The following is a 16,846-nucleotide window of genomic DNA, read 5'->3' as shown; positions in this document are numbered from 1 at the left end:
AGCGACGGGCGGACCGGGCACCGGCTCGGGCATTGCACCGAGCCCTACGAGGTCAACTCAACCGGTCTCCACCAACAGATCCACCCATTCGAAGAAGTTGGCTTCGCGGCGACACCATCGCTTGATTCGATCCCGGTCCGCCGAGGGAAGGGCAGATACCTCAGCCGGTAGAGCCGGCGTCCTGTACAGCCGGGATTCCATAAACCTGACAATCACCCCGGATCTCTCCGTGATGGTTCCGGGCTGATAGTGGGCGCTCACCTCACAGAATGCCATGGCCACATATACCAGGCCTACCACCGCATCGGGGGTGAGTTGCTGATGGCGGGCCAACGCACGCGACGTCAGCTTCACCATGGGGTTGTTGTCGAACAGCGCATAGGGCGCCTCCGGCCCACTGTCGGTTCGAATGCCATCCCGCCGGACATGCTCCGCGACGCCCTCCAGAATGCTGATGCAGACATCCCGGGCGCCCTGATCGGCCTGCCCCTTGTGGAGCGACCTCATCAACCATTCCGCGGAGCAGGAATCATCGTCCCGGACCATCTTCTTCATGTACCCCTCGAACAGCCGCCCCATCGACTTCAGGGACACGATTCCCTCGCGCAGGCAGACTTCCCAGAGCCAGGGATCCCGCGTGATGATGCGTTGCAGAGCGGCAGGGTCACGGTCACGTCGTTCCCGAAGAGCCTCTCCGATCACATGGCGCAGAGCGAGAGGACTGCCGTGACCGGAGCGCATCAGTGTCGGCAGGTCTTTGAACCGTGCGTCGCTCTCCATCTGTTGCAGCGCCTTGCGAACGAGCGCGAGCCGCGCGCTTCGATTGAGCATGACCAGATTCGCACTTCTGATCAGGAATCGAAGAATCGCCTCCTGTTCGCGAAGCGGACGCCGCTCGTTCGCCCGGAGGCAATGCAGATACACCTGCGTCGGACCCGAGATGAACTTCTCCCCCGACAGGGAGAGGCAGATCTGCGAAAAGATCTCCAGCTTCTCGTCCAGTACGCAGTCCTCGATCTCCGCGGCCAGCTCTGCCGGCGTATCGCACGTCAGCACCAAGCGCCGCGCCGCGAAGTACTCCTGGAAGCTCTGATGAGTGAAGGAGAAGATCTCGGCATCGGGTGATCCGGGCGCGACATCCGTGAACATCCAGGCACGCCCCCGGCAAAGGTTGATCATCTGCTTGGCGAGGGCGACCGCCTCGAACCGGTCCGACACCGCATCCCGGAGCAGTACCTCCACTGCGACCTCACGGACCTGGGCTTCCGTCATCCCGTCGCGGTGGACCGGCTTGAAGAGCGTGAGATGCGCGACCTCCGCCAAGACGAGTTCGAGAACCTCCAGGTCGCCGTGCTCTCCGATACCCCGGTGCGAGTCCCACGTCCTCAGCAGCAGCTCGACACACTTCCGGTAGATCTTGGGCCTGCTACGGGGAAGTTCGCTGTGACCGGCATGGAGAAGGCAGATGACGGCAAGGAGCAGCGGGTTCTCCCGCAGGTCCGGAATGGATTCGCTGGCGTCCATGAAGTCCGCCACAGCCAGTTCCAGTTGCTTTTCGGATCCTTCGGCCCGGAAGGCGAACCACTTCAAGGCGTAGGACCGCACCTGACCCACATCGAACGGCTGGAGTGTGTAGGTGTGGAACACGGATTGGTCCAACTGCACCGCGGTGTATCCGAGTCGCCGTGAGGTGACCAGGAAGCGGGCCAGCGGGTAGGCCAGGCTCGCCTCTTCGATCGCATGACTCGCCAGCCTGCCCGGTATCGTCTCCGCCAGCTCGTCCAACCCGTCAAAGATGACCAGGGCGGAACCGTCGACAAGTGACCGCGATATATTCTCGGCAGTCACTCTCTGCTGCAATGAATTCAGAATCATGGCGCTGATCGTCGCCACCAGATCGAACCCGGATCTCGTGAAATCGATGTTCCTGATCTTCAGTATGTAGCAGACTCCTCGGCCGCCCTCGGTCCATCGACAGCCGATGACGGAACTGGCCGTTGATTTTCCGGCACCCGGGTCACCGAGAATGACCGTATGACTGACGGAGGACGCCAGCGAACTGAAGCTGATCTGAAACGGCAGTCGCGCCCGGCCTGCGCGGCGGGGCTCGTAGGTGTCGTCCTCCCCTCCCACCATCGCGAAGTGTGGCGCCACGAAGATCTCGGAGTGGTGAACACGTTTGCGCAGGTCGAAATCGGGAAGTTCGATCCTCTCATGGCTCCTCATGAATGCCGTGGCGTAATCACGGCGCCAGGCCCCGTCCTCCTCCTCCGCCATCGCGTCGACACTCTGCTCGATCGTGCCGACGATGGCCTTCAGCAACGGCTGAGCCTCCCACGAGAAGGCAGGATCGGCACGCCTGAAGAGCTTCTTCACCGCATCCGCCACTTCCGCGCAGCACACGTCCAGCAAGGTGAAAAGTTGCCCACTGTACGGCACGACACCGAAGCGATTGACTGAAGAGAAGGTGCGGAGCAAGAGGTTCTGCAGCCCCTTCTCGATGTGTACTTTATGTGCCTTGTCCTCGTCGCACAGGGCAAGGGCCATGAGCTGTCGGGCGAAGACCCCGAAGGCTCTCGAACCGATGGCCCGCCGCACGTGCGCGGGAGTGGCACCGTCAGGAAGGGACTGCAGGAGCCCGAGCGTCGCGAACCGGTCCGCCCGCGGGGCCCTCACGGCTCGCAGAAGATCGTCGGCCTGAGGAGCTGTCAGGATCCTCCGCCGGACGAGCTCCCTGCTGACCTGATCGACACAGGGCTTCGCCGCCTCACGCATGACTTCACTCATCACTGCGGCGAGAGTGCTGCTCAGGTAGTCCACCGGTTCATCTTGGCAGCCACCACCCCGGTCGTCCCCCCTTCGGCCCGGAACCTCAGCGCTTCACCCGGCCTCTCAGCGCGAGAACGGACAGCCCGAGAAGAACCGGCTCTCCGATCCGGGCACCCATCTCGACGTAGGTACCCGCGGTGGTCAGGTCCTGGCCACCGGAACGGAACACCACCGAATTGACCACGGTTCTCAGTGATTTCTCGAAGCGGTTCGTCGTCAACCGGTCGACGAGGGCTCCATCGGGATTGGCCGGGGCCGGGCTGTCTGTGCGGAGCCGTACCTGCTGGCCGGGTGCCGCCTGAGTTCCGTAGGTCAACGGCTTCGGCTCGTTCTCCGCGAGCCCCCACAGCATCATCAGCAGAACGGTGGCGGCCATGGCCGCGATGAGCCATCCCAGAGAGCGGGAGACGCGCAGACCGTAGCCCGAGACTGCCCAGTACAGAGCAAGCAGCCCTCGCTCACCTTGCGGTGTCGCCCTGTCATGGCGCCTCATCTCCATTTCTCCGTAGTAGAAGTCGGCCGCTCCGGGCTCGTTCTTGCTGTCCTCGAACGACTTCCGCAGTTCCCGGTACTGCGCGGTCAGCGTCGCCGGGCCGAGAATCGGTTCGTCGCCCTCTGGCCGGCTCCACTCGCGGCGTCCGGCCCCATGGCGCCAGTGGTGCTCCTCCACGAGGGTCCGTCGCGGTGTCCATCGAGCGGGCCAGGGTGACCACGTCCAGCCGCTCGGGGGCTCGGCGAAGGTGCACCGGCCCTTCACGCTGAGCTGGTCCAGATGAACAGCACCGGCGAAGCGGCATACAGACAGGTCGACGTCGGTCAGGCTCACGTGAGCCGCATCCACACCACTCAGCGACCGGACTGCGACTCCGTGGTCCGCGCCCCACTGCTCGGACGGCTCGCGCAGCGGAATGCCGGTGCGCCCGTCGGTGAAGGCGCGCGCGTGCGTCACCAAGGACACGGGGTACTCGGCGACCGTGTCCGTGAGGTCCACCTCCGCGTACCGCAGTCGCAGAAGCGCCGTGGCCATCCACCGGGTCCGCTCGCACACGACAGCCCGTGCTGTCCCCATGACGGTGACGGGGAGGGAGAACACCGCGCCTGAGAGGTCCAGGGTTCCCTCACACAGGAAGGGCCCCATGGTGGAAACGCCCTCGAAGCCCGCGCGGTCGAAGTCAGCGGTGTCGGCGAACACGGTGCCGCAGAGGTCGAGGTCGTCCAGGACGGCCACTCGGGCGAAGTCGGCCCGTGCCGTGAACGCGGCATGCCGGAAGTCCGCCCGGCCCCCGAACGTCGCCCCTGCGAAGGACACCTGCCTCGAGCACGTCGTACGTTCGAAGACGGCGTCCCCGGAGAAGTGCGCACGAGTGAAGTCGACCCGTCCGGAGAACGCGCTCAGTCCGAATTCGGCCTTCTCCTCGAACCGGCATCCGACGAAGATCGATCGGCCGCCCTCGAACGAGGCCGTGCGGAAGTCAGCCGTCCCACCGAAGCGAGCCCCTGCGAAATCGGACGCTCGGCCGAAGCTCGCGCCGAGGAACGTCACGTCGCCGGAGAAGACGGCTCGCCGGAACGTCGCGTCTCCCCGGTGGACGGACCCTTCGAAGCGAGCACGGGAGAACGTCACGTCCGCGAAGGAGGCGACGGGCCCGACGAAGACGGCGTCACGGAAGTCCGCCTCACCGTAGACCGGTCGATGAGTGGCACCAGCGACCACCGCGCCCGACAGCTCCTCAAGCAGGTCCGGGGAGAAGGTCGTCCCGCGGTGATCGACATCGGAACCCGCGGCCAGAAGGCTCAGGTAGTCCCGCCGGTCGGCGGCATCCAGATGGGCCAGACACTCCTGGTACGGCTCGACGACACGTCCCCTGCAACCAGGGGAGCTACGTGCCGCGCCCTCTTCCCGTCTCCCACAGGACGGCCAGGCAGGGGGACCCGAGGTGGCAGAAGGAGATGTCATGTCACGTAGGACAAACGACTTCACCGCCCGGTTGCACCGGCGTGCCGGACATCAGGTCGCCACCACCCCGGGTGCCGGGATGCCGGTTCCCGGCCGCTCCCGCATACGGGCCGCGCGGCCGCCCCATGCACAGGAGGAGGGCGGCCCCACGTCGCCTGCCGGCACGTGGGACCGCCCTGTTCCGGCGGACTGTTCGGTTGCGCCCCCTTACTCTCCGCGGCCTCGCTCCGGCCGGCACGCAGCTGACCTTCTCCCCACCGGCTACGGTCCCGGGGCGCATCCCGGTTCCGCGACGGTGCGGGAAGTGATCACCGGCTGCTGCCGGACGGACTCGCCGACGTCTACCGCAGGCGGCCCGGCAGGACCGTCCCCGGTTCGGCGGCGGAGACACCCGTTCTCTCCGTCTTCGGGTTGCGCCGCTGCCGTCTGGCCACCCAGGTGGCGAACCAGGAGAGCAGCATGCACATCCCGATGTAGATGGGTGAGATCACCATGACCACGGGGATGAACGGGAGGCCGTAGTCGAGGTTCGACGCGATCAGCTTTCCCGCGTGGAGGAACTCTTCGTAGGTGATCAGATAGCCGAGCGAGGTGTCCTTGAGAGCCACCACCAGTTGGCTGATGATGGTGGGCAGCATCGCCCGGACGGCCTGCGGGGCCAGGACGTGGGTGGTGACCTGCGTCTTGCGCATGCCCAGCGCGTAGGCGGCCTCCCGCTGTCCCCGCTCCACGGAGTTGATCCCGGTGCGGAAGACCTCCGCGAGGACGGAGCCGTTGTAGAGGGTCAGCCCGGCGACCAGCGCCGGCAGCGGCTGGACCTTGAGCGCGACGAAGATGAAGAAGATCATCACCAGTACGGGCATCGCCCGGAAGAACTCCACCAGCAGGGTCGCGATCCAGCGCACCGGCCTGTGGTCGGAGAGCCGCCCCACGGCGAGGACCGCCCCGAGCGCCAGGGAGAGGACCGCCGCGTAGGCGAAGGCCTTGAGGGTGTTGCCGAGCCCGCGCAGCAGCAGTTCCTGGATGCCCTTGTAGGTGAAGGGGGTCCACTTCTCGCTGGTGAACTGGTCCGTGTCGAAGAGCAGATAGAGGATCCAGCCGAAGAGCGCGAGGATCACGGCCGTCGAGACGACCCCGTAGAGGAAGTGGCGCTTGCGGGTCGCGGGCCCCGGGATGTCGTAGAGCGCGGTGGCGGTGGCGGTGGTGTGGGTCATCGGGCGACTCCCCAGCGCTTCTCCAACAGGTTGAAGAGCGCGCTGATGGCGAGGGTGATGATCAGATATCCGACGGCGATCCAGACGAAGGACCAGATGATGCTGTACCCGAGTTCGTTGAGGGTCTTGTACGTGCCCAGCAGCTCGGTGACGCTGAAGGCGCCGGCGATCGCGGAGTTCTTGGCAAGGGCGATGAGCGTCGATCCCACCGGCGGGATCACCGACCGGAAGGCCTGGGGCAGCACCACGTTGCCCAGGGTCTGGCTGAAGGACATCCCGAGGCTGCGGGCGGCCTCGCCCTGGCCGGTGGGCACGGTGTTGATGCCGGAGCGCAGCGCCTCGCAGATGAAGGCCGAGGTGTAGCAGCCGAGGGCGAGGACCGCGAAGACCTGGAAGGGCAGGACCAGGCCGAAACGCGGCAGTCCGAGCAGCACGGCGAAGAACAGCAGGGTCAGCGGGGTGTTGCGGAGCACCGCGACCCAGACCGTGCCGATCACCCGGAGCGAGCCGACGGGCGCGACCCGGAAGGACGCCATGACGAAGCCGAGCACCAGTGCCAGGATCGAGGCGTAGACGGTGAGTTCCAGGGTTCCGAGGAATCCCTTGCCGTAGAGCGAGAAGTTGTCTGTCAGTACGTCCATGGTGGTGGCCCGCCCCTCAGTTCGCCGGGTAGCGGTCGATGGGCGGCGGTTTCGGCGCGGGCACTCCGGACAGCCCGAGGGTCGCCTCGAACGCCTTCTTCCAGTTGCCGTTCTTCTCGTTGGCCTCCAGCGCGTCGTCGAGCGCGAAGCGCAGCGCGTTGTCGCTGCGCGGGACGCCGATGCCGTACGGCTCCTCGGAGAAGGGCTTGCCGACGACCTTCATCTCGTCCGGCGCCTTCGCCGCGAAACCGAGCAGGATGGCGTCGTCCGTGGTGACGGCGTCGACCTGGAAGGTCAGCAGGTTGTCGACGCAGATCGAGTACGTGTCGTAGGCGACCAGGTCGGCCTCGGGGTAGTCGGCGGCGATGCGCTGGTACGGGGTGGAACCGGCGGCCGAGCAGACGGTCTTGCCCGCCAGGTCCTGCGGGCCCTTGATGTCGTTCTCGTCCGTACGCACCAGGAGCCCCTGCCCGGCCATGTAGTACGGCCCGGCGAAGCCGACGAGCTTCTTGCGCATGTCGTTGATCGTGTAGGTGCCGACGTAGTAGTCGATCTGCCCGTTCTGGAGCGCCGTCTCGCGGTTGGCGGAGGCGATGGTCCGGAACCGGATCGTGTCCGGCTCGAAGCCGAGCGCGGCGGACATCATGCGGGCGATCTCGATGTCGAAGCCGGAGTAGACACCTGTCGCGGGGTCCTTCTCGCCGAGGTAGGGCTGGTCCTCCTTGGCCCCGACCACCAGGTGGCCCCGCCGCTCGGCCTTCTTCCAGGTCTTCGACTGCGGCAGCCGGAATCCTGTGTCGACCTTGTACTGCGGCAAGGCATCCGCCTTGGGCCCCTTGACCGGCGGACTGCCCTCCCTGCCGCAGCCGGCGGCGAGCGCGGAGATCAGGAGGCAGGCCAGCACGGCCGCGATGTTCTTCGTACGCAACACGGTGCCCCCTGTCAGTGCTTGAGGATCTTGGACAGGAAGTCCTTGGCGCGATCGCTCTCCGGGGCGGTGAAGAAGTCCTCCGGGGTGCGGTCCTCCACGATGCGTCCGTCGGACATGAAGACCACGCGGTTGGCGGCGGACCTGGCGAAGCCCATCTCGTGCGTGACGACCACCATGGTCATGCCCTCGCGGGCGAGTTGCTGCATGACCTCGAGGACCTCGTTGATCATCTCGGGGTCGAGCGCCGAGGTGGGCTCGTCGAAGAGGAGCGCCTTGGGATCCATCGCGAGGGCGCGGGCGATGGCGACGCGCTGCTGCTGGCCGCCGGAGAGCTGGGCGGGGAGCTTGTCCGCCTGGGAGGCGAGCCCGACGCGTTCGAGCAGTTCCCGGGAGCGCTGGTCGGCCTCGTCCTTCTTGCGGCCGCGGACCTTGAGCTGGGCGAGCGAGACGTTCGCCAGCACGGTCTTGTGGGCGAAGAGGTTGAACGACTGGAAGACCATGCCGACTTCGGCCCGGAGCTCCGCGAGCCCCTTCCCCTCCTCGGGGAGCGGCTTCCCGTCGATGGCGATGGAACCGGATTCGATCGTCTCGAGTCTGTTGATGGTCCGGCAGAGCGTTGATTTGCCCGATCCCGAGGGGCCGATGACCACCACCACCTCCCCGCGGCCGACGGTGAGATTGATGTCCTGCAGTACGTGCAACGTCCCGAAGTGCTTGTTGACGTCCCGCAGTTCGATCAACGGATCGACGGCCATACGCTGCCCTACCCACTTATCGCTTGTGTCGAGGTCAGCGCAAACTATCCGGGGTGGACACGCACGTCGGGGGCGACACGCACCGGCGGCACATAAGGCTGTTTATCGCGTTTTGGCCTCGGGTCCGCTCTCCGCCGACTCCGCGTACATCTCCGAGAGCTCGGGGCTGCCCGACATCGCCCAGTCCAGGCCGGCGGTGACCACGTCGATCTCGCGCCCGGACGCGAGCCGCACCACCGGGCGTCCGCCCGCGAGGATGTCCCAGGCGGCCCCGGCGACGGTGCGGACCAGCACGGTCCCCAGGTAGAGGCCGGCGTCGTTGCCCACCCAGGGCAGCTCCTCCGGGTCGTCGCGCCAGATGGGCGGCAGCTGGTCCAGCGCGGACAACGAGGCCGGACTGTCGTCGAGTTCGAGACCGCACTGCCCGGCCCGGGCACGCAGCAGCTCGCATTCCGCGAACAGCTCGGCCACGCCCTCCGGGTCGGTCTCGACGGCGGCGGCGAGAGCCGCCTCCCGCGTACCGCCCAAGCGCTTACGCCAGTTGTCCAGGAAGGAGATGTTCATACCACCAGGATCCCATCCCGGGAGCGTTCCGCATCGCAGGGGCGCGCGACCGTTCCGATTCGGGGACCCGCGCCGTACATGATCCGGCCATCTCCTTAAGGTACGGGGATGACGTCGCAGAACTATCTCTCCGAACTCTTCTCGCTGGAAGGCCGGGTCGCCGTGGTGACCGGCGGGAGTTCCGGCATCGGCCGGGGCATCACGGACGCGCTCGCCCGCGCGGGCGCGAAGGTGGTGATCGTGGCCCGCCGGGAAGCAGAGCTCGTGCGCACCGTGGACGAACTCACCGCCGAGGGCTGCCGGGCCGCGTGGGTGAGCGCCGATCTCGGTACGGGCGAGGGCGTGCGCACGGCCGGCGACGAGGCCGCGGCGGCCTTCGGTGAACCCGACATTCTCGTCAACTGCGCGGGGGTCAACCTGCGGCCGCCGATGAGCGAGCTCGACGAGGACGTGTGGGACACCACGATGACGGTGAATCTCAAGGCGCCCCATCTGCTGGGCCGCCGCTTCGGCCCGGGGATGGCCGAGCGCGGCTTCGGCCGGATCATCCACATCACCTCCCAGCAGGCCCACCGGGCGTTCGTCCAGAGCGGTGCGTACGGGGTCTCGAAGGGCGCCCTGGAGTCCCTGGCCCGCTCACAGGCCGAGGCGTGGTCGCCGCACGGCGTCACGTGCAACACACTGGTACCCGGATTCGTGATGACACCGCTCAACCAGCGGCTGTCGTCGGACCCCGAGCGCGTGGCCGCCCTCGCGGCACGCACGATGGTGGGGCGCAACGGACTGGCCGAGGACTTCGCGGGGGCCGCGGTGTTCCTGGCGAGCAGGGCCTCGGCCTACGTCACGGGGCAGTCGCTGTTCGTGGACGGCGGGTTCTCGGTGCACTGAGGCGCTCCGGAAACGCCGGATGCCGCCCCGGGAAGGGCGGCATCCGGCGGCTCCTGAGCCCAGGTTCGTGAGCACAGGCTCGTGAGCCCAGATTCGTGGGCACAGGGCATGAGCACCGGTTCAGGAGCGCCCGAGATCGAGGTCGGCCACGGCGACAAGGGGCTGCCCCACGAAAGATCTCCGGAACCGGCGGTCCGCTGGCCCATGACCGCGCGAGCTGCATCCAGAAGGGCCAGCCGGTTGGCCTCCAGGTAGTCCCGCACGCTTTCGCCGTCGGGCAAGCCTTCCCACACCGTCCGGTTGAGGTCGAGGGAGTACGCACGTGCCGCATCGTGCACGGACAGGGGGAACTGGATAAGCCGTTCCGCAATCCACAGCTCGTTCATGGCGTCCCGGGTCGTGAGGTACCAGGCGTCGGTGTCCTCCCACTCGGAAGGCCGACGGAAGGCCGCTCGTTCCGCCTCGGCCCCCGCCTCGATGAACCGTTCCAGCAGAGCCAGTCGTTCCCCGCGCCGGGTTTCCGACAGGGAGTTCTGCTGCCGTTGCTGTTCAGCCCGTTCCGCCGAGAGTTGAGTTCTGTGCTGGACGAGGTAGGGCAACGAGCCACCGAGGACAACGCCGCCCAGCGATATGAGTGAAACCCGGACCTGCCCTGACATGGCGGTCATCGTGCCATGCCGTCAGTCGCCTCCGAGACTGCCGACCCGGACACGACGGCGTCCACCACGCGGTGCTCGGTATCGCCCGGATGCACCCTCCCGCCCTCGCCGGACAGATCAACGGGCTTCGCGGGGATGAACCGTGGTCGGCACAGCCGGAGATCGGACGGGACGGTCCTTCAGCCGTCGGCGCCCGGAGGCGGCTCCTCGCTCTCGCGGGCGACCTCCGCGGTGACGGCCGACGACGCCGCCTCCTTGTCGATGCCCAGCCCCGTGAGCAGGCCTGCTCCTCCTTCGAACTCCAGCAGGGCCAGCAGGATGTGCCCGGACCCGACGAAGTCGTGACCGAGGCGCAGCGCCTCCCTGAAAGTGAGCTCCAGGGCCTTGCGGGCGCCCGCGTCGTACGGGATGAGCTCGGGGACCTCGTCGGCCGCGGCCGGGAGGGTGAGTGCCGCCGCCGCCCTGACCGTCTCCAGTGCGACTCCCTGGCCGGTGATCACCCGGGCGCCGACGGACGCCGGGTCGGCCAGGAGCCCCAGGACCAGGTGTTCCGCTCCCACCTCGTCGTTGCGGGCGGCGTGGGCCTCGTTGCTCGCGCCCATGACGACGTTCCTGGCCTCCGTGTCGAACTGGGCGAATCCCTGCCCCGGGTCCAGGTCCGACGGCTCGCCCGGCTTCTTGGGCACGAACCTCTTCTGGGCGGCCTGCCGGGTGACCCCCATGCTCCGGCCGATGTCCGTCCAGGACGCGCCGGAGCGGCGTGCCTGGTCCACGAAGTGCCCGATGAGGTGGTCGGCGATCTCACCGAGGTGGTCCGCGGCGACCACGGCTCCGGAGAGCTGCTCCAGCGCGTCGGTGTGGGTGTGCCTGATCGCGTCGATGAGGTCGTCGAGGCGGATCGGCGGACGGGGGCGCAACGGCTTCGTCATGCGTCAACCCTAGGTTGACACCCCGAGATCGTCAACCCTGAGTTGACATCGAAGCCGTTGCGCCCTCGCTCAGAGTTCCAGGTCCACGACCACCGGAGCGTGGTCCGAAGCGCCCTTGCCCTTGCGCTCCTCGCGGTCGACGTAGCTGTCCTTGACCGCCGTCTGGAAGGGGGCGTTGCCGTAGACGAGGTCGATGCGCATGCCCTTGTTCTTCGGGAAGCGCAGCTGACGGTAGTCCCAGTAGGTGTACGGGTGGTCGTACTTGAGGGGGCGCGGCACCACGTCGAGGAGTCCCTCCTCGCGCAGCGCGGCGAGCGCGGCCCGCTCGGCGGGGGTGACATGGGTGGAGTCCACGAAGAGCGCCGGGTCCCAGACGTCCTCGTCCGTCGGCGCGATGTTGAAGTCGCCGAGGACCGCGAAGGGCAGCGCCCCGGCCGCGTCCGCGGCAACGGCCTTGCGCAGGGCCTCCAGCCAGCGCAGCTTGTAGGCGTAGTGGTCGTGGTCGACCTCGCGCCCGTTCGGGACGTAGACGGACCAGACGCGTGCGCCTCCGCAGGTCGCCGACACCGCCCTCGGCTCCTGCACCCCCTCGTACTCCGGGCCGTCGGGCAGGCCCGTCACGATGTCCGAGAGGCCGACGCGGGAGAGCAGCGCCACGCCGTTCCACCGGCCCGTGGCGTTGACCGCGGACTCGTAGCCCGCCTCACGCAACGCGTCGGCGGGGAACTGCTCCAGGGTGCATTTGGTCTCCTGGAGGCAGAGCACGTCGGTGCCGCTGCTCTCCAGCCAGGCCAGCAGCCTGGGAAGCCGGGCGGTGATGGAATTGACGTTCCAGGTGGCGATGCGCATGCGGTAAACCTAACCGCTCCCACTGACAGCAGGGTCAGAGACGGGTCGCATCGCCCGGCGTCAGCCGGCCGTGGTCCGTTCCGCCGAGGGCGCCGATCTGCGTGTCGTAGATCGGACGGGCCAGGTCGGTGAGCAGGGCGTCGTGGATGTCGATCGCCCTGCGCGGCTTCACCTCACGCACGTAGTCGATGACCTCCGAGATCTTGCTCCAGGGGGCCATGACCGGCAGCATCAGCGTGTCCACCGGGTGGTCCGGCACCGTGAGCGCGTCGCCCGGGTGGAAGACGGAACCGTCCACCAGGAAGCCGATGTTGGTGATCCGCGGGATGTCCGGGTGGATCACCGCGTGGAGTTCGCCGTGCACCTGGACGTCGAACCCGGCGGCGGTGAAGGTGTCGCCGTGGCCGACCGTGCGGACACGCCCCGGGAACGCGGCCGACAGCCGTTCGGCCACGCTCCGCAGGGTCCACACCTGCACGGCCGGGTCGGCCTCCAGGGCCGCGCGCAGCCGTGCCTCGTCGAAGTGGTCGGGGTGCTCGTGCGTCACCAGGATCGCGTCGGCACCGACCGCGGCGTCGTCCTCGGTGAATCCGCCGGGGTCGATGACGAGCGACTGCCCGTTCCGCTCCAGGCGGACGCAGGAGTGGGTCTTCTTCGTGAGGGTGAGAGGCGATGCGTTCATGCCACCATCCTGCTACGCGGGCGGGGTGGTTTCCTCCTGGATCACGGACTGCGCGATCTCGAACGCCGCGCCTGCCGCCGGGACGCCGCAGTAGACGGCCGTCTGCAGCAGCACCTCCTTGATCTCGACCGGCGTGAGCCCGTTGCGCAGGGCTGCCCTGACGTGCTGGGCGAGGCCGCCCAGATGCCCCGACGCGACGACCGCGGTGAGGGAGACACAGCTGCGGGACCTGCGGTCGAGTCCCTCCCTGCTCCAGATCTCACCCCACGCGTAGCGGGTGAGGAGCTCCTGGAAGTCGTCGGTGAAACCGTCGGACGCGGCCGACGCGGCGTCCACGTGGGCATCACCCAGGACCTCGCGCCGGACCTTCATCCCCCGCTCGTACCGGTCGCTGCGTCCCGTCGGGGAGGCGTCGGGCAGGTCGGCCGCGGCCGCGATCTCCGCGACCGGGACGACCGGGGCGAACGGGGCGGCGAAACCCGGGGAGGGCGGCACGGGGATCGACGCGAGGGTGTCCTGCCACGCGGTCGAGAAGTGCATGAGCAGCAGGTCGGTGACGGCGGCCGGCTGCTCGACCGGGGCCAGGTGGGAGGCACCGGGGACGAGGGCGAGCCGGGCGTCCGGGATGCCCGCGACCAGGTTCCGGGCCTCGGCGGGTCCGGTGACCTTGTCCTCTGCACCGACCAGGACGAGGGTCGGCACACCGATGCGCGGCAGTTCCGCGCGGATGTCGAAGGCGGCCAGGGCCTCGCAGGAGGCGATGTAGCAGCCGGGGTCGGTGGTACGGACCATCTGCACGGCCCATTCGACGATGGCCGGCTGGGCGGCGGCGAAGCCGGGGGTGAACCAGCGTTCCGGGGAGGTGCGCGCGATCGGCTCCAGGCCGTTGCTGCGAACGATCACCCCGCGCTGGCGGAACTCGTCGGCGGTGCCGAAGCGCGGCGACGCGGCGACGAGTGCCAGGGCCGCGACCCGGTGGGGGTGGCGCAGCGCCAGGTCCGCACCGACGGCGCCGCCGATGGAGCAGCCCGCGTACCCGAAGCGCTGGACACCGACGCTGTCCAGGGTGGCGAGGAGGCGGTCGGCGAGGTCGGTGACCGCGGCGGCGGGATGGGCGGGGGCCCCGCCGTGCCCGGGCAGGTCGTAGCGGAAGACGCGCCAGTGCTGGGACAGCTCGGGTATCTGGCGGTCCCACATGTGCCAGGTGGTGCCGAGGGAGGGGCCGATCACCAGGACCGGAGCGTCCTCGGGGCCGTCGAAGCGGTACTGGAGCAGCCGTCCCGCCGACGCCGCCTGCGGCGCGGGCCCGGGCCGGGGTCCCTGCGGCGCAGGACCACCGGGCTGCGTGCCACGGAGGTCCTGGGGCTGCTGGGGAGCCTGCGGCGCCGGGCCGGGCCGGGTTCCCCGGGGTGCGGACGGGGCGTACGGCTGGGCGGGCGCGGGCTCGCCGTACTGCGGCGAGGGCTGCTGAGCGTACTGCGGCCCGGGCTGCGACGGCGGCACGCTCTCGTACTGCCCCGGAACCGGCTGCGGCTGCGGCTGCGTGTCGTACGGTCCCGTCTGCGGCCCGGGCTGCGACGGCGGCACGCTCTCGTACTGCCCCGGAACCGGCTGCGGCTGCGTGTCGTACGGTCCCGGCTGCGATCCGGCCTCGTACGCCCCCGTCTGCGGCCCGGCCTCGTACGGTCCCGGCTCGGGCTGCGGCTGCGTGCCGTACTGCCCCGGAACCGGCTGCTGTGGTACGGCCGCCTGCTGCGGGGGCGGTGTGGCCGTCTGCGGCTGGACGCCCGCGGGCCCCGGAGCGTGCGCGTACGGCGGCACGGGCCCGGGAGCCGTGGGCAGCTGCCGGATCACCTCTCCCTGCAGGGGCTCGGGGTTGGCCGTACGCGGGGGCCGGGCAGGCTGCGGGGTCGTCTCGCTCACGTCACTCACTCGCTCCAGGGTAATGAGCGCCCCGTCCGTCCCCCGTCAGGGGGTCGCCGCGGAGACCACGTAGACGACCGGGGCCGCCGGATCGGTCATGTTGACGGTGATGTTCTGGGTGGGGCGCGGCTTCTCGTTCTTGTGGACCGTTCCCGCCCAGTCGACGCCTGGTCCGAAGTACCAGCCGGTGATCTTGATGTCCCGCTCGGGGATGGTCACCCTGCCGGTCTCCAGCGCGGCACGGCCGGTGCCGACACCGCTCAGGAAGCGGTCGAGCCCGGCGGACGTCGTACGGAACTTCACGTACATCCGGCTGGCTTTCCAGTTGTTCGTCTCGTAGTACTGGACCCCGATCGCATTGCCCGGAACGGGCAGCTCGAAGATCCTCCGCTGCATTCCGGACGGCCAGTCCTCACGGAGTCCCTGGGCGGAGGCCTCGGCCTCCTTGTCCTTGCCGGAGCGGCGGCTCTGGCCTGCGGAGATCACCAGGTAGCCCGCCGGGATGCCGATGAGCAGCACGATGATCGTCAGCGTGATCAGCCGGCGGCGGACCACCCTGCGCCGGTCCTGCGGAGGAGTCCCGTCGCCGTCCCCGGAGGAGGGACCGGTCGGGTCTGCGGGGCCGGAGGGGCCCGAAGGTCCGGCGGCTCCCGTCGAGCCCACCCCCTCCGACGAGCCGGAGGAGCCGGAGGAAGGTGGCTGGCGCGGCACGATGTTCTGCTCGGCTGCGGTCATGGTCGGTGATCCCTCGAAGCTGCGGTACGGAGCGGGGTGCGGGTGTGGCCGGGTGCCGCGGCGGCGGCCCGCGGATCAGTCGGTGCGGGTGCCGCGGATGGTGCTCGCGGCCTGGTCGTAGAACTGCGCGTACCGCTCGTAGCGCTCGACCCGGCGCCGGTTGGTCCGCCGGAACCTGCGGGCGACCAGGCGGGCCAGGTCGGCGGCGCCGACCATACCCGCCTCGGGGCCGAGCTGCGCCTTCGCGATCCGGGCCTCGGGGCGGTAACCGCGCCCCGTCAGGTGCCGTTTGAAGGCGTCCCTGGCCGGGCCGATCAGCAGGTCGTCGGCGGCGCTGACGCCACCGCCGATGACGAAGCAGGACGGGTCCAGGGCGGCCGCGAGGTTGGCGATGCCGACGCCCAGCCACTGGCCGATGTCCTGGAGGAGCTCGACGCACATGGCGTCGCCCTCGCGGGCCAGCTCGGTGATGAGCGGTCCGGTGATGTCGGGGACGTTGCCCTTGACCCGCTCGATGATGCCGTACGCCACCGGGGAGTCGGCCGCGGCCAGCTCCCTGGCCTCGCGCACGAGGGCGTTGCCCGAGCTGTACTGCTCCCAGCAGCCCCGGTTTCCGCAGGGGCAGCGGTGTCCCGAGGGCACGACCTGCATGTGGCCGAACTCACCAGCGACGCCGTACTTGCCGCGCTTGACGTGCCCGTCCTCCAGGATGGCGCCGCCGATGCCGGTGCCCAGCGTGATCATGACGAGATGGTCCTCGCCGCGCCCGGCGCCGAAGCGCCATTCCGCCCAGGCCGCCGTGTTCGCGTCGTTGTCGACCATCACGGGGACCACCAGCCGGGAGGCGATGGCGTCACGGAGGGGTTCGTCACGCCACGCGAGGTGCGGGGCGAACAGCACCTTGGAACGGTCCGCGTCGACCCAGCCCGCCGCGCCGATCCCCACGGCGTGCACGTCGTGCCGGTCGGAGAGGTCCAGGACGAGTTCGACGATGGTGTCCTCGACGACCTTGGGGCTCTTGGACTTGTCCGGCGTCTCGGTCTTCAGGGTCTCCAGGATGTTGCCGTCCGCGTCGACGACGCCGGCCATCACCTTCGTCCCGCCGATGTCGATGCCGACGGTGGGGACCCGGGGCGCCGTGAGGTGCGAGCGCCGCTCCCTGGTGCCGACGGTCCGCAGGACGGTGGCGCGGGCGGAGCCGCGGTGTGTGAAGTCGCGGTACGTGCTCATCGTCCCTGCGCAGGTCGGGGGGCCGGTCGGTGGTCGGTCCGGCGGCGGACGGCGCCCGCC

14 protein-coding genes and 2 pseudogenes are annotated in these 16,846 nt (G+C 68.9%); 2 read left to right on the top strand and 14 right to left on the bottom strand.

Annotated elements, in window-relative coordinates:
• Nucleotides 1–57 precede the first annotated feature (57 nt).
• The 7 genes from ACFC51_RS14845 to ACFC51_RS14815 form a co-directional block, all read right to left on the bottom strand.
• A complete protein-coding gene (locus tag ACFC51_RS14845) occupies nucleotides 58–2,820 on the bottom strand; it encodes an NACHT domain-containing protein (protein WP_376528922.1) in 2,763 nt (920 codons plus the stop codon).
• Between the two features lie 52 nt (nucleotides 2,821–2,872).
• Complete coding sequence (locus ACFC51_RS14840; protein ID WP_376528921.1) at nucleotides 2,873–4,786, bottom strand: pentapeptide repeat-containing protein; 1,914 nt, start codon at nucleotides 4,784–4,786, stop codon at nucleotides 2,873–2,875.
• Between the two features lie 341 nt (nucleotides 4,787–5,127).
• Nucleotides 5,128–6,000 carry an amino acid ABC transporter permease gene (locus ACFC51_RS14835; protein ID WP_376528918.1) on the bottom strand — a complete coding sequence of 291 codons (873 nt, stop codon included), beginning with the start codon at nucleotides 5,998–6,000 and terminating at the stop codon, nucleotides 5,128–5,130.
• A complete protein-coding gene (locus ACFC51_RS14830) occupies nucleotides 5,997–6,641 on the bottom strand; it encodes an amino acid ABC transporter permease (RefSeq protein ID WP_376376334.1) in 645 nt (214 codons plus the stop codon). The genes ACFC51_RS14835 and ACFC51_RS14830 overlap by 4 nt, the downstream gene beginning before the upstream one ends.
• Nucleotides 6,642–6,657: 16 nt before the next feature.
• Entirely contained in the window at nucleotides 6,658–7,572 is a 915-nt protein-coding gene (locus tag ACFC51_RS14825) for a glutamate ABC transporter substrate-binding protein (RefSeq protein WP_376376336.1), read from the bottom strand.
• An 11-nt stretch (nucleotides 7,573–7,583) separates the two neighbouring features.
• Nucleotides 7,584–8,327, bottom strand: a complete 744-nt coding sequence (locus ACFC51_RS14820; protein WP_376528916.1) for an amino acid ABC transporter ATP-binding protein — start codon at nucleotides 8,325–8,327, stop codon at nucleotides 7,584–7,586.
• Nucleotides 8,328–8,429: 102 nt separating this feature from the next.
• The gene (locus ACFC51_RS14815) at nucleotides 8,430–8,891 is read right to left on the bottom strand and encodes a DUF6278 family protein (RefSeq protein WP_376376340.1); all 462 of its coding nucleotides are present in this window, start codon (nucleotides 8,889–8,891) and stop codon (nucleotides 8,430–8,432) included.
• A 108-nt stretch (nucleotides 8,892–8,999) separates the two neighbouring features.
• On the opposite strand from ACFC51_RS14815, the gene ACFC51_RS14810 reads away from it, so the two are divergent.
• A complete protein-coding gene (locus tag ACFC51_RS14810) occupies nucleotides 9,000–9,779 on the top strand; it encodes an SDR family NAD(P)-dependent oxidoreductase (protein WP_376376342.1) in 780 nt (259 codons plus the stop codon).
• Between the two features lie 200 nt (nucleotides 9,780–9,979).
• On the opposite strand, the pseudogene ACFC51_RS14805 reads toward ACFC51_RS14810, so the two are convergent.
• Nucleotides 9,980–10,447, bottom strand: a pseudogene (locus ACFC51_RS14805) (hypothetical protein); the annotation flags it as partial.
• A 20-nt stretch (nucleotides 10,448–10,467) separates the two neighbouring features.
• Between ACFC51_RS14805 and ACFC51_RS14800 the strand changes: the two are divergent.
• A pseudogene (locus tag ACFC51_RS14800) lies at nucleotides 10,468–10,551 on the top strand (IS5/IS1182 family transposase); the annotation flags it as partial.
• Between the two features lie 66 nt (nucleotides 10,552–10,617).
• Here the strand turns inward: ACFC51_RS14800 and ACFC51_RS14795 are convergent.
• From ACFC51_RS14795 to ACFC51_RS14770, 6 genes are all read right to left on the bottom strand, one after another.
• Nucleotides 10,618–11,367, bottom strand: coding sequence for a Clp protease N-terminal domain-containing protein (locus tag ACFC51_RS14795; RefSeq protein ID WP_376528913.1), 750 nt, complete (start codon nucleotides 11,365–11,367; stop codon nucleotides 10,618–10,620).
• A gap of 69 nt (nucleotides 11,368–11,436) precedes the next feature.
• The gene (locus tag ACFC51_RS14790; RefSeq protein ID WP_376376346.1) at nucleotides 11,437–12,216 is read right to left on the bottom strand and encodes an exodeoxyribonuclease III; all 780 of its coding nucleotides are present in this window, start codon (nucleotides 12,214–12,216) and stop codon (nucleotides 11,437–11,439) included.
• 34 nt (nucleotides 12,217–12,250) lie between these two features.
• The gene (locus ACFC51_RS14785; RefSeq protein ID WP_376376348.1) at nucleotides 12,251–12,898 is read right to left on the bottom strand and encodes an MBL fold metallo-hydrolase; all 648 of its coding nucleotides are present in this window, start codon (nucleotides 12,896–12,898) and stop codon (nucleotides 12,251–12,253) included.
• A 12-nt stretch (nucleotides 12,899–12,910) separates the two neighbouring features.
• Nucleotides 12,911–14,173, bottom strand: a complete 1,263-nt coding sequence (locus ACFC51_RS14780; RefSeq protein ID WP_376529235.1) for an alpha/beta fold hydrolase — start codon at nucleotides 14,171–14,173, stop codon at nucleotides 12,911–12,913.
• A gap of 693 nt (nucleotides 14,174–14,866) precedes the next feature.
• The gene (locus tag ACFC51_RS14775; protein ID WP_376528911.1) at nucleotides 14,867–15,556 is read right to left on the bottom strand and encodes a hypothetical protein; all 690 of its coding nucleotides are present in this window, start codon (nucleotides 15,554–15,556) and stop codon (nucleotides 14,867–14,869) included.
• Between the two features lie 75 nt (nucleotides 15,557–15,631).
• Nucleotides 15,632–16,786 (bottom strand): ROK family glucokinase, encoded by a 1,155-nt coding sequence (locus ACFC51_RS14770; RefSeq protein WP_376376352.1) that lies wholly within the window; start codon nucleotides 16,784–16,786, stop codon nucleotides 15,632–15,634.
• Nucleotides 16,787–16,846 lie beyond the last annotated feature (60 nt).

Origin of the sequence: Streptomyces sp. NPDC055962, from assembly GCF_042270185.1 — a bacterium.
Lineage (GTDB): Bacteria > Actinomycetota > Actinomycetes > Streptomycetales > Streptomycetaceae > Streptomyces.
This window is presented reverse-complemented; position numbering and strand designations above follow the sequence as displayed.